At 65.0% G+C, this 12,724-nt stretch carries 12 protein-coding genes; 1 reads left to right on the top strand and 11 read right to left on the bottom strand.

All coding sequences use genetic code 11. From position 1 onward, the window contains the following. Positions 1-19: 19 nt before the first annotated feature. The 11 genes from ACVIIV_RS22265 to ACVIIV_RS22315 form a co-directional block, all read right to left on the bottom strand. Positions 20-736: a GntR family transcriptional regulator gene (locus tag ACVIIV_RS22265; RefSeq protein ID WP_456746063.1), complete on the bottom strand. Its 717-nt coding sequence runs from the start codon at positions 734-736 to the stop codon at positions 20-22. Positions 737-760: 24 nt separating this feature from the next. Beyond that, entirely contained in the window at positions 761-1,501 is a 741-nt protein-coding gene (locus tag ACVIIV_RS22270) for an SDR family oxidoreductase (RefSeq protein WP_456746064.1), read from the bottom strand. Between the two features lie 25 nt (positions 1,502-1,526). Further along, on the bottom strand, positions 1,527-2,297 hold the full coding sequence (locus ACVIIV_RS22275; RefSeq protein WP_456746065.1) for an SDR family oxidoreductase: 771 nt from the start codon (positions 2,295-2,297) through the stop codon (positions 1,527-1,529). A gap of 15 nt (positions 2,298-2,312) precedes the next feature. Then, positions 2,313-2,693 (bottom strand): carboxymuconolactone decarboxylase family protein, encoded by a 381-nt coding sequence (locus tag ACVIIV_RS22280; protein WP_456746066.1) that lies wholly within the window; start codon positions 2,691-2,693, stop codon positions 2,313-2,315. Between the two features lie 29 nt (positions 2,694-2,722). Beyond that, positions 2,723-3,949 carry an ABC transporter substrate-binding protein gene (locus ACVIIV_RS22285; protein ID WP_456746067.1) on the bottom strand — a complete coding sequence of 409 codons (1,227 nt, stop codon included), beginning with the start codon at positions 3,947-3,949 and terminating at the stop codon, positions 2,723-2,725. Positions 3,950-3,983: 34 nt separating this feature from the next. Beyond that, positions 3,984-5,237 carry an ABC transporter substrate-binding protein gene (locus ACVIIV_RS22290; RefSeq protein ID WP_456746068.1) on the bottom strand — a complete coding sequence of 418 codons (1,254 nt, stop codon included), beginning with the start codon at positions 5,235-5,237 and terminating at the stop codon, positions 3,984-3,986. A 34-nt stretch (positions 5,238-5,271) separates the two neighbouring features. Beyond that, a complete protein-coding gene (locus tag ACVIIV_RS22295) occupies positions 5,272-5,979 on the bottom strand; it encodes an ABC transporter ATP-binding protein (RefSeq protein ID WP_456746069.1) in 708 nt (235 codons plus the stop codon). Beyond that, positions 5,966-7,738, bottom strand: coding sequence for a branched-chain amino acid ABC transporter ATP-binding protein/permease (locus ACVIIV_RS22300; RefSeq protein WP_456746070.1), 1,773 nt, complete (start codon positions 7,736-7,738; stop codon positions 5,966-5,968). The genes ACVIIV_RS22295 and ACVIIV_RS22300 overlap by 14 nt, the downstream gene beginning before the upstream one ends. A gap of 2 nt (positions 7,739-7,740) precedes the next feature. Further along, entirely contained in the window at positions 7,741-8,676 is a 936-nt protein-coding gene (locus tag ACVIIV_RS22305) for a branched-chain amino acid ABC transporter permease (protein WP_456746071.1), read from the bottom strand. A 94-nt stretch (positions 8,677-8,770) separates the two neighbouring features. Further along, positions 8,771-10,165, bottom strand: coding sequence for an MmgE/PrpD family protein (locus tag ACVIIV_RS22310; protein WP_456746072.1), 1,395 nt, complete (start codon positions 10,163-10,165; stop codon positions 8,771-8,773). Between the two features lie 31 nt (positions 10,166-10,196). Further along, on the bottom strand, positions 10,197-11,090 hold the full coding sequence (locus ACVIIV_RS22315) for an NAD(P)-dependent oxidoreductase (protein ID WP_456746073.1): 894 nt from the start codon (positions 11,088-11,090) through the stop codon (positions 10,197-10,199). A gap of 248 nt (positions 11,091-11,338) precedes the next feature. Between ACVIIV_RS22315 and ACVIIV_RS22320 the strand changes: the two genes are divergently transcribed. Further along, positions 11,339-12,697: an MmgE/PrpD family protein gene (locus tag ACVIIV_RS22320; RefSeq protein WP_456746074.1), complete on the top strand. Its 1,359-nt coding sequence runs from the start codon at positions 11,339-11,341 to the stop codon at positions 12,695-12,697. The last annotated feature ends 27 nt before the right edge of the window (positions 12,698-12,724 follow it).

Genomic DNA, 12,724 nt, shown 5'->3' on the forward strand with positions numbered 1-12,724 from the left:
ACTCCCTGGCGGCATTGTTTTAGTCGTCGGAAGGCGCCGCCTCCTTGGCTGGCGACGATTTTTCGATCATGTCGAGCGCGGCCACCGCAGCCGCATTGATGTGGTCGACGCAGCAGCGCTCGGCGAGATCCGGATCGCCGTTCTGGATCGCGCGCCAGATCGCTGTGACCTCGCGCAGGCTCTTGTTGATCCGCTTCGGCTGCGACATCGAGGTGATCCGCAACAGCTGGATCCGGTCATGCAGCGGCTTGAGCATGCGCTCGATGAACGCGTTTCGGCAGCCACCGATCAGCGCCGCGTAGAAATCGGTCTTGGCTTCCAGGCATCCGACGAGGTCCTGCCTGGCTGCAGCTGCCTTCAGCCGCGTCAGGGCTTCCCCGATCCGGCGTGCCACTTCCGGGTCGTGAAGCCTGGCGCACTCTCGGCCGGCGAAGCCTTCGAGCACCGCTCGCGCCGCGTAGAGCTGCCGGGCCTCCTCGAGGCTGATCGTGGACACCACGGGGCCGCGGTGAGGGACCGTATTGACCAGTCCGTCGGCCTCGAGGGCACGCAGCGCTTCCCGGATCGAGGGGCGGCTGACGCCCATCATCTCGCAGAGCTCGCGCTCCACCAGACGCTGGCCCGGTTTCAGCGTTCCGGACATGATCGCCTCGCGCAGCTTTTGCGCCACCATCGCCCGGACGGTCGGGACGTCATCGATGCGGAGTGTCGACTGCAATTCGCGGCGTCTTTCCATGTCCGGGGCCTTGGTTGGAATGATTCAATACCGGTTTACAGGCAGAATCATCATTTCGGCAATTTGAACATGGGCGGGCTGGTCAAGGGCAAAGACGATCGAACGGGCGATATCGGCCGGCTCGAGCGCCAGCCTGAACTGGTCGAAATAGTCCTTTTCCTTCTCCTTGTCGCCGCGGTAGCGGGTCAGGATGATGTTGGTCCTGGTCAGGCCGGGCTGGAGCTCGGTCACCCGGATCGCGGTTTCTGCCAGCTCGCCCCGAAGGGTCTCGGTGAACATGTGCACGCCCGCCTTGCTGGTGCTGTAGGCGGCCATATCAGGGACAATACGGACTGCATTGATGGAGCTGATGTTGACGACATGACCGGCGTTGCGCCGGACCATATCGGGGAGGAGCGCGCGGGTGACGCGCATCAGGCCGATCAGATTGGTCTGGATGATGTTGGACCAATCGTCCGCGGAGCCGACGTCGAAACGCGTCCGCCCGCCGATGTCGTGGCCGGCGTTGTTGATGAGGACGTCGACCGGGTTGAAATGCGCTGGGATAGACTCCGGCAGGCGATCCACGGCCTGCGCATCGCTGACGTCGAGCTGGATCGGAAACACTGCGCTGCCCGCCGTCGCCGCCAGCTCCTGAAGTGCCTTGGCGTCGCGATCGACCAGCACGACGCGACGGCCGCTTTCCAGCAGCGCTTTGGTGATGGCGCGTCCCATGCCGCCGGCGGCGCCCGTCAGGACGACAGTCTGGCCAGATTGCTCGGTCATCGCAGCACTCCCATTCCAATCGTTCTCATGCAATGGACCAGCCGCCGTCGATCGGCAGGCTGGCTCCTGTGATGTCGTTTGCGGCGGGACCACAGAGAAAGACGACCATGGCCGCGACGGCGTCCATTTCGATGAAGCGCTGCGTCGGCTGGCGCTCGCCGAGATATTCGCGAGTCACGTCGTCGACCGGACGATTGCTGCTCGATGCCATCGTGGCGATCTTGTTCAGGATCGCCGGCGTCGGCAGCGTGCCGGGGCAGAGCGTGTTGCAGGTGATGCCGCTGCGGGCGGTCTCGATGGCCACCGCGCGGGTCAAGCCGAGAATTGCCGTCTTGGTGGTGACGTAGTCGATGCGGTCCTCGACCGCGCGGCTCGAATAGATCGAACCCATGTTGATAATCCGGCCCCAGCCGCGTTGCTTCATCGCCGGCAGGGCAAGGCGGATCAGGTGGAACGGCGCCGAAAGGTTGACGGCCAGTGCCTGGTCCCATTTCTCGGGCGGGAATTGTTCGATCGCCGAGAAATGCCTGACGACGGCGTTGTTGATGAGGATATCGATGGCGCCGCAGCGGCCGAGCAGGTCCGCCATCATGGCCTCGATTGCCTCGCGACGGGACAGATCGACGCCGGCCGCGATCGCCTCGACGCCGAAGCGGGCGCGGAGATCATCCGCGGCTTGTCTCGGTGCCGCGAGGTCGTGGAGGACAATGTTGGCGCCCGCGCCGGCCAGGCCTTCTGCTACGGCGAGGCCAAGGCCTGCCGCCGCACCGGTCACGAGCGCCCATTTGTCCTTCATCGCCGCAATGCTCCGTTATGCCTTGTCGAGCTCGGCGAAGACTTCCTTCGCGTTCCGGAACGCATCGACACCCGCCGGCACACCGCAATAGATCGCGACCTGCATGAAGACCTCGCGGATCTCCTCGCGGGTCGCGCCGTTGGCGAGCGCGCCCCTGACATGGGTCTTCAGCTCATGCGGGCGGTTGAGCGCGCAGAGCATTGCCAGGTTGAGGAAGCTGCGCGTCTTGCGCGCCAGTCCCTCGCGCCCCCAGACGTAGCCCCAGCAATACTCGGTGGTGAGGTCCTGCATCGGGCGGTTGAACTCGTCCGCGGATGCGATCGCCTTGTCGACGAACTCGTTGCCGAGCACGGCTTTGCGGATTTCGAGACCGCGGTCATAGGTCGCCTTGTCCATGTTGTTCTCCGTTTCCTGTTCGGGCGGGATCAGCTCTTCGGCCAGAACGGTTTGGCCAGCGCGAGCTCGGGCGGGAACACCGTCGCCGGCACGCCGGATTGCCACTGCACGATGGTCATGCCGGCGCCGACGCGGCGGCCTTTCTCGTCGAACTTGATCTCGCCCAGCGGATAATATTTCGAGGGACCGGCATCCATGGTGCGCAGCGCTTCGCCGACGGCGACGCGGTCGGCCTTGCCAGCCTTCTCCAGCGCGTCCTTGATCACCCACATGTCGCCATAGGTGGAGATCGCATTCTGCGTCATCCACGGCTCCTTGTAACGCGTCTTCAATTCAGCGATCAGCGCCTCGTGGCCCTTGGCGCCCCAGCTCGCAACGCAGGTCAAGACGCCCTGGAGCAGTTCGGGGCTGACGGTCTGCAGCATGTCCGGTTCGGCGATGGCGATGCCGAACGAAATAGTCGGCACCTTGCCCTGGCCGAGGCCGAATTCGTTCATCTTCTCGAGCAGCAGTTTTGCGTCCGAGATGACCGTCGGCAGGAAGAAAAGCAGATCGGGTTTTGCCGAGCGGATCTTCTGCACCAGCGACGTCGCATCCGCCAGCGGCGGCGTGAACGTCTCGTCGACGATCAGCTGCAGCTGGTTCTCTGCCAGCAACCCCTCGCGCATCGACTTTGCGGAAGCGATGGACGCCGCGGTGTTGTCGGTGAGGATCGCGACCGTCTTCGGCCGCTTGCCGGATGCCGTCTCCGCCAGCTTGATGATCTGCGGCAACGCCTGACGGGCCTGTGACCCTGCCGTCGCCGAGGTCTGGAACACGTATTTGAAGCCGCGATCCGTGATCAGGTCGGAGTAGGAGAGGGTGAGGACGGGCAGGTTGGCTCGCTCGGTGACCTCGGTCACCGCGAGCGTGAAGGATGACAGATAGGCTCCGCTCGCCGCGACCAGATCGCTCTCCTGCGCCACCATGCGCTGGGCCGCGTTCTTGGCCTTCTCGGTCGTGTCGCCGGAATCGAGCACGACGAGCTTCAGCTTGGCGCCGCCAAGCGCCTTGATGCCGCCCTGCGCGTTGATGTGCTCGACCGCCATCTCGGCGCCCTGACGCATCACTGTGCCCGGGCGGGCATAGATGCCGGAGATCGGCACCAGCAGGCCGACCTTGACCTCCGAGGGTTGCTGGGCCCAGGCGCGGGATGCGATCAGCGTGCCGGTGGCGCCGGCGAGCAGCGTTCGTCGGGTGATCGTGATCTTGCTCATGACAATTCTCCTCCCTGAAAAATCGCGCGAGGCTCTATGATGATTTCTTCGGCCAGAACGGCTGCGCCTGCGCGAGCTCGGGCGGATAAACGGTGACTGGCACGCCCGATTGCCATTGCACGATGACGACGCCGGCGCCGATCCGGCGCCCCTTCTCGTCGAATTTGAGCTGACCGCCCGGATAGTATTTCGACGGACCGGCATCCATGGTGCGGAAGGCCTGTGCGACCGCATTGCGATCGGCCTTGCCGGCTTTCTCCAGCGCTTCCTTCATCAGCCACATGTCGCCATAGGTCGAGATGACGTTCTGCGTCATCCAGGGCTCCTTGTATTTGGTCTTGAGCTCGGCGATCAGGGCTTCGTGGCCCTTCGAGCCCCAGTTGGCGACGATGGTCATGATGCCCTGCACGGTCTCCGGGTTCACGCTCTGGAGCATGTCCGGCTCGGCGATGGTGATGCTGAAGGACACCGTCGGGATCTTGCCCTGGCCGAGACCGAACTCGCTGATCTTCTCAAGCCCGAGCTTGGCGTCCGACACCGCATTCGGCATGAACAGCAGCAAGTCGGGTTTTGCTGAGCGGACCTTCTGGATCAGCGGCGTGGCGTCCGACAGCGGCGGGGTCCAGACCTCCTCGACGACGAACTGGAGGCCTTCCTGTGCGAACAGCTTTTCCTTCAGCGCCTTGGCCGTGGCAACCGATGTCGCGGTGTTGTCCATCAGCATCGCCACGGTCTTCGGCTTCTTGCCTGAGGCATTCTCGGCGAGCTTCATCAGCGTCGGCAGGCCGAGCTCTGACTGACGGCTCGCGGTTGCGGCGGTCTGGAAAATGTATTTGAAGCCGCGGTCGGTCAGCAGGTCCGAATAGGACAGCGTCAGCACCGGCAGTTCGGCGCGCTCGGTCACCTCGGTGACGGCGAGCGTGAAGGAGGAGAGATAAGAGCCGGTTGCGGCGACCAGATCAGGCTCCTGCGCCACCATGCGCTGTGCCGCGTTCTTGGCCTTCTCGGTGGTGTCGCCGCAGTCTATCACGACCAGCTTCAGCTTGGCGCCGCCGAGCGCCTTGATGCCGCCTTGCGCGTTGATGTGCTCGATGCCCATCTCGGCGCCCATCTTCATCACCTGGCCGGGGCGGGTGTAGATGCCCGATAGCGGCACGATCAACCCGACCTTGATCTCGCCCGGGGCTTGCGCGCGTGCCACGCCGGCAAGGCCAACGGCGGCGGCGCCCGACAGCACGGTCCGGCGCGTCAAGCCTTCCGATCTCTTGCCATTCGATGCCTTGTTCATTTTGTTTACTCCCTGATCATTGTTCTTGGGTTTGTCACATGCCGAGATAGGCCTTCCGCACGCGATCGTCGGCGCGCAGCGTGGCGTTGTTGCCTTCGAGCACGACATGTCCGGCCTCGAGGACGTAACCGCGGTCGGCGGATTCCAGCGCCTCTGCGACGCGCTGTTCGACCAGCAGCATGGTCAACCCGGATTGACGGCGGATCTCGATCAGGCGCTCGAAGATGAAGTCCGCGGTTGACGGCGCGAGCCCCATCGAGGGTTCGTCCAGCATCAAGAGCTTTGGCGAGGAGGCGAGGCCGCGGCCGATCGCGAGCATTTGCTGCTGGCCGCCTGACATCGTGCCGGCGAACTGATTGCGGCGCTCCTTCAGCACCGGCAGCCATTCGAAGATCCGCTCGATATTGGCCGGCCAATCCCGGCGCCCGCTTTCGGTCATCGCGCCCATTTCCAGATTTTCCATCACGGTCAGCGACGGGAAGACCTGGCGGCCCTCGGGGACGTGGGCGATGCCGAGATGGGCGCGCTGTGGCGGCGGCACCGCGAGGAGATCGACGCCGTCGAACGTGATTGCCCCGCCGCTCGGCTTCACGATGCCGGAGATCGTCTTGAACAGCGTGGTCTTGCCGGCGCCGTTGGGCCCGACGATCGCAACGAACTGGCCCGCGCCGACATCGATCGAGACGTCGTTCAGGACGGGCTTGGCCGAATAGCCCGCGCTCAATCGCTCAATTCGCAGCATGGCCCACCCATTTCTTGCCGAGATAGGCCTCGATCACGCGGCTGTCGCGCGTCACGACTTCGGGCAGGCCCTCGGTGATGACGGCGCCGTGGTCGAGCACGAGAAAGCTGTCGACCAGGCGGACCATGGCCTGCATCGTGTGCTCGATGATGGCGATGGTCATGCCGTCGCGTGCGAGCTGCTGGATGACGGCGACGACTTCGTCCGCCTCGCCGTGACCGAGGCCGGCGAGCGTCTCGTCGAGCAGCAGGATGCGCGGCTGGCCGGCGATCGCGCGGGCAAGCTCCATCAGCCGCAGCTCCTTGGTCGAAAGCTCGCCGGCGACACGGTCGGCGACCGCAGAGAGCCCGACACGGGCGACCGCATCGGCGGCAAGCTTGCGTGCCTCCTCGTCGGATCGCGCGCGCACATAGGCGCCCACCACGACATTGTCGAGGATCGACATGCGCAGGAACGGCCGCATGACTTGGAAGGTGCGGCCGATGCCCGCCTCGCAGATCGTGTGCGGCCGCCGGCCGGACATGTTGCGGCCGTCGATCAGCACCTCGCCCTGGCTCGGCTTCAGGAAGCCGTTGAGGAGGTTGAATAGCGTGGTCTTGCCGGCTCCGTTGGGCCCGATGATGCCGAGGATTTCGTTCCTGTGCAACTTGAAGCTGACGTCCTGCACCGCCTTGAGGCCGCCGAAGGAGCGCGAGAGGTTCTTCACCTCCAGCACGACTTCGCCGGTCGCGGCGCGCTGTCGTGAGGCGGGCTTCAGCGCCGTGACGTTGGCGGCCGATGCCACGGGGGCCGCAGCACTAGTCGCCTTGGGGACGAGGCGCTTGCGCAGGAGATCGCGTAACTTCCAGAACAGGCCTTCCGGGGCGAGCAGGATGACGCAGACGATGGCGAAGCCGAAGATCACGCCCTGGATGCCGGGGAAGCGCGCGCCGGCCTCGGCGTGCAGAATCTCGGCGAGCGGGATCAGGATCACCGAGCCGATGACCGGTCCCCAGACCGTGCCGACGCCGCCGAACATCGCGACCGTCAGCGCCTGGGCCGACACCAGCATGCCGAACACCGATTGCGGCGTTACGACGAGCAGCACCTGCGCGTAGAAGCCGCCGATGGCGGCGGCGATAGCTCCGCTCAGCGTGATCGCGCGCAGTTTCCAGGCCAGGGTGTTGATCCCGGCTGCCTCGGCCGCAGCCTCGTTCTGCTTGATCGCGAGCAGCGCCATGCCGAAGCGGGACCGCTCGATCACTTGCGTCAGCACGATGGTGGCAAGCATGATTGCGAGCCCCAGCAGCGTGTAAACGTGAGGATCGGCGAACTGCATGTAGGCGATCGGCGCATCGCGCTTGATCGGAAGCGTCACCTCCTGAAAGCCGAGCCACTCGAACACGTAGAGAATGGCGAGCGGGTAGGCCAGCATCGCGAGGGCGAAGTAGTGGCCCTGGAGGCGGAAGGTCGGAAATCCGATGAGCAGCCCGGCGATGCCGCCGAGCATGGCGGCGACCGGGATCAGCAGCCAGGGAGAGATGTTGAAATAGATCTGGCCGAGCGCGGTCGCATAGGCGCCGATGCCGAAGAACGCGGCGTGGCCGAACGAGATCAGGCCGGTATAGCCGCTGAGCAGATTCCAGGATAGCCCGAACACCGCCCACACCGGCACCAGCGTCAGGATCAGCTGGTAGTAGGAGTTGGTCACGCCGAGCGAGAGCGCGGCATAGGCGAGCGTGAAGAGCAGGGGAGGCAGAAAGGAACGCATCCGGAGCATGGTCACGTCCTCTCCACCATCCGCCCGAAGAAGCCTTGCGGGCGGAAGAAGATGATGAGGAGAAAGACGGCGAAGATCGCGGCGTTCTGCAATTGCGTCGGCAGGATCAGCGTCGACATCTGCTGCACGAGGCCGATCGTCATGCCTCCCCAGAAGGCGCCGATGATGCTGCCCATGCCGCCGAGCACGACGCCGGCATACATGACGATGACGTATTCGAGGCCGACGAAGGGGTGGAACGGATAGTTGGTGGCGAGCAGGCCGCCGGCAATCGCGGTGATGCCGCAGCCGAGCGCGAAGGCGGTGCGATGCGCGCGGTCGACGTCGATGCCCATATAGGTTGCGGCCGTCGGGTTGTCCGCGGCGGCGCGGAGCGACTTGCCGATCCGGGTCCGCGTGATCAGCAGCGAGAGCAGGATCATCATGACCAGCGAAACGATCATATCGATGCTGCGGGCCTTGTTGAGGAAGATGCTCATGTCGAACAAGGGACCGAGCTCCCAGGCCGAGCTCGACAGCGGCGTGCGGATCGAGGCCAGCACGGAGCCGAACACGATCAGGCCGCCGTTTTGCAGGATCAGCGCGATGCCGAGCGTGAGAATGAGCTGGGCGTAGTGGCCTTCGCCTTCGAGCGAGGCGGTGCGCGTCCCTGACACGTGCGAAATCAGCGTCCGATGAACGAAATAGCCGAACACGGCGAGCACGGGCCCGGCCAGGAGGATGGCGACGAAGGGTCCGACCGTATTGCCAAACACCGCCTGCACGCCGGCGGCGGTGAAGAGATAGAAGGCGGTGTACATGCCGAGCATCATGAAGTCGCCATGGGCGAAGTTGATCACCCGCATGACGCCGAAGATCAGGCCGAGCCCGACACACATCAGGCCGTAGACGGCGCCGATCAGAAGGCCCGCGGCCAGTGCTTGCAGGAATCCTTCCATCAGCTCCGCCTCCGCGCAGCGCCTGCACCGGCTGCTGACGATGCTACGTTGGTCTCCAAGTCGACCATGTTTCCCCCATACTCTCCGGCACTTCTTATGATGCCGATCGTAAAGTCCGTTCCGTTATGTCCAGGCGGCACTGCGCGGCGATGATTCCGGCATCGTCGAGCTGTTCGCAGTCATCGATGAAATGCTCGAGCCGATGTGCGCGGTCCTCGCCGAGCACGCGACTAGCGGAGCTGCGGAAGCGTGCGCGAATGTCTGAAGGCGTTGCGGCGATGACGTCGGGCAAGGCGTGCCGGATGGTCCGGCCGTCGCGCAGGTGCACGGTCACATCCGCGCCCTGCTTTCCGGGGAAGGCGGCGGTGAAGCCGGGGTCTGCCTTGAGGTCGGTGACCGCAACCAGGCGGACGATGTCGGCGTCATCGAGTTCCGCGTAGTTCTCGTCCTCGATCTCACCCCGCACCAGGGTCGCGGCGACGCTGAAGGGAATGCTCATCTTGGCCTGGAGTGCGTTGCGATAGGGCCCTCTTGAATCGCAACCGGGATAGCGAACGGCGGCATCTGGCGCGCAGATGACAACGCGATCGATTTCGTCGGCGCCGGCAAGCTCGTGCGAGACGCGAAGCGCGGCCTGTGCCGCGGTCTGTGCGAAATTGCAGGCGGGAACCGGCTTGTTGTAGACGGCCATGATTTCGCATTCGCCGTTCGGGAAGAGAGCGATGCTGTCGGGCGCGGCCTGGCGGCGATAGGCGGCGAACAGACCAGCCTCGCCTTCGAGGATCGTCTCCGAACCGAACGCGCCCGCTGCGGCAAGGCCAACCGCCTTGATCGCATTGCTGGCGGCAAAACCCGGGTGAAAATACATGTCCGAGCCGCCGGCATGCGGCCACTCGTTGAGACCGCTGGACGTATTGGCCGCGATCGCGATGGCACTGGTCGCCTGGTCCTCGGACAGGCCGAGCGAAAAACTTCCCGCGAGCGCGGCGCCCAGAGGGGCCACGAGGCCGGTCGGGCGGTAGAGGCGAGCGAGATCCGAGGTCATCAGCGCGCGGCCGATCCGCGCGCCGGTCTCATAGCCGATGATGGCGGCCGCGAGCAGCCTGGCGCCGTGCAGCGGCGTTTGTTCCGACAGCGCGAGCAGGGCAGGCCAGATCACGACGCCGTGGTGTGCGATGCTCGCGGCATGCATGTCTTCGCGCACGAGACCATGTCCCATGACGGCATTGGCGAAGGCCGCGTCGGCAGGGGACGAGAGTTGCGACGTGCCGATGATCGTTGCGCTGCCGCCTCCTTGCGCGATCGCAACCGCCTGGCGGCTCCAGGGATGCTGGCCCGCCTCGAACGCGCAGGAGAGAAAGTCGAGCAGGCAGAGCTTTGACTTGGCCACGACCTCCGGCCCGAACTCTCCGAGGTCCAGCGCAAGCACGCTCCGCGCCATCTGGCGTGCGAGCGATATTTTGCCTGAAACGGTCGGGCCGATCTTCATCGCGGAGCGTTCTCCCTGAAGGTGTGCGCAATCAGCCCCGCATCTCGACGCCGGCCCACTCCTCGAGCACCTTGGCGATCGAGGTGAAATCGGACGAAGCGCCGTACTTGGCATTGGTGATCGCGAGCATCTGCCGCACGACCGCGCCGCAGACCATCGGCACGCCCATGGCCTCGGCTTCGTCCACGCACAGGCGGACGTCCTTGTAGGAAAGACCGGTGGTGAAGCCGAAATCGAAAGTGCCGGGCAGCACCGCGCGGGGGAATTTGTCCTCGGAGGCGCTGTTGCGGCCGCTGCTGGCGTTGATGATGTCGATCAGCACCTTGGCGTTGACGCCGCCCTTGACGCCCATCGCGACGGCTTCCGACGTGATCACCAGGGCCGCCGCCGCCATCAGATTGTTGGCGAGCTTGGCGGTTTGCGCCACGCCGGGCTTGTCGCCGGTGTAGAACAGCTTGCCAAAGTTCTTCAGGATCGGCTGCACGGTCTCAAAGATCATCTGCGGACACGACACCATCACGGCCAGCGTACCGTTGACGGCGCCCTTGATGCCGCCGCTCACGGGCGCATCGACCAGCGTCATTCCCTTGGCTTTCAGGCCTTCCGCAACGAGCTTCGCCGCGCCGGGCCCAGAAGTCGACAGATCGATGACGATCTTGGCACGGCTGCCGCTGCTGATGCCGTCCTGGCCGAGCGTGACGGTCTTGACGATGTCGGGGGTCGGCAGGCTGGCAAGCACGATGTCGGCGCGCGACGCGACCTCGGCCGGCGATTTGCCGAGCAGCGCGCCGCGCTTGACCAGCGGCTGGGTTGCCTCGGCCTGCGTGTCAAAGACGACGAGCGAATAGCCCGCGTCCATCAATCGTCCCGCCATGGGGCCGCCCATGCGGCCCGTGCCGATCACGCCGAGCGTTTCTCCCGCCATCGTTCACTCCCTGTCGCGCGGTCCCGTGACGGGTGCGCCTTCTTGATCTTGTCGTTGTTCTTTCGCCCGCCGGCCGTGCCGACCGCCGTCGTTGCGGCGACGGGATCCGGCGCCAGCGGGCCGGATTGTTATGATTGTCAGACAAGCTGTCAAGCATAACATTTGGGTCGACAGTTTGCCGCGGATCGGCATAAGGTCGAAAGAAAACGAGGAAGACGTCGCGCGTGCCGCAAGATCCGATTCCGAGTGTGAGCAAGACGCTCGCCGATTTCGTCGCTGCCTCGTCATGGGCCGACGTGGAGGCGCAGAGCCGTGAGGCGCGGCGCTCGATTCTCAATTTCTTCGCGACGGCGCTGGGTTCGGCACGCGATCCGGTGGTCGAGGCCGCGATGCGGACCTTGTCTCCGTTCAGCGGCGCCGCGACAGCGACGGTCATCGGCCATCCCGAGCGAATGGATGCGTTGTGCGCCTCGTTTCTCAACGCCATCTCGGCGAATCTGCTCGACTTCGACGACACCCATCCCGACACGATCATTCATCCGGCAGCACCGGTTGCAGCTCCCGTCCTGGCGCTTGCGGAGACGCGCAGGATGTCGGGACGCGAGGTGCTGACGGCCTTCATCCTCGGTGTCGACGTGGAGTGCCGGATCGGCAATGCGGTCTCGCCAGGTCATTACGCGCGCGGCTGGCACATCACCTCGACCTGCGGAATATTCGGCGCGGCGGCCGCAAGCGCGAGGCTGCTGGGCCTGCCGGCGGAGGGGATTGCCAATGCGATCGGAATTGCGGCGAGCCAGTCGGCCGGCAATGTCGAAAACCTGCCCAGCGCCGCCAAGAATGTCAGCGTGGGCAACGCTGCGCGCAATGGCTTGTTTGCAGCGCTGCTTGCGCAGCAGGGCTACGAGGCGGCCCCCCGCGCGATCGAAGGTGCTCTCGGCTGGGCCCGGACCATGGGAGATGAACTCGATCAGTCGCAGCTGTTCGATGGTCTCGGCAAGAGCTGGGAGATCGCGAAGAATACCTACAAACCCTATCCCGCAGGAATCGTCTTTCACGCGGTTATCGACGCCTGCCTCCTGCTGCGGGAACGGATCGCTGGACGGATTGACCAGATCGAGTCGGTGATCGTGCAGGGCTCGGCGCTGCTGCTCGCCCGCGGCGATCGCCCCGTCAACAACCAGCGCGATGCGCGCGTCAGTATCCATCATTGCGTGGCCTGCGGACTGCTGCTCGGCACGGCCGGAGTCGCCGAGTTCGCCCGAGAGACAGTGGTCCGGCGCGATATCGCGCTATTCCGGCAGAAGGTGAGGGCGGAGCTGGACAGCGAGATGCCCGATGGTGCCGCGCGCGTCACCTTGCGTCTTTTGTCCGGTGAGGTTCTCACCGAGACCGTCATCTCACCGCGCGGCAGCCAGGCTGCGCCGCTCGAAGATCGCGACATCGAGGCCAAGCTGCGCGACGGCGTGCGGAGCGGTCGCAGCGACTGGGACGCGGAACGTGTCATCGACGCGATCTGGCGGCTCGACGCGACGGATGACGTCGCCAATCTCCTGCAATCGCTGCGGCCGCCATCGGCGTCGCGCCACACAGCTTCCAACCCTCACTAGGATCTCTCAAGACCGGAAAGGACGACC

It is taken from the genome of Bradyrhizobium sp. USDA 4354, from assembly GCF_054060315.1.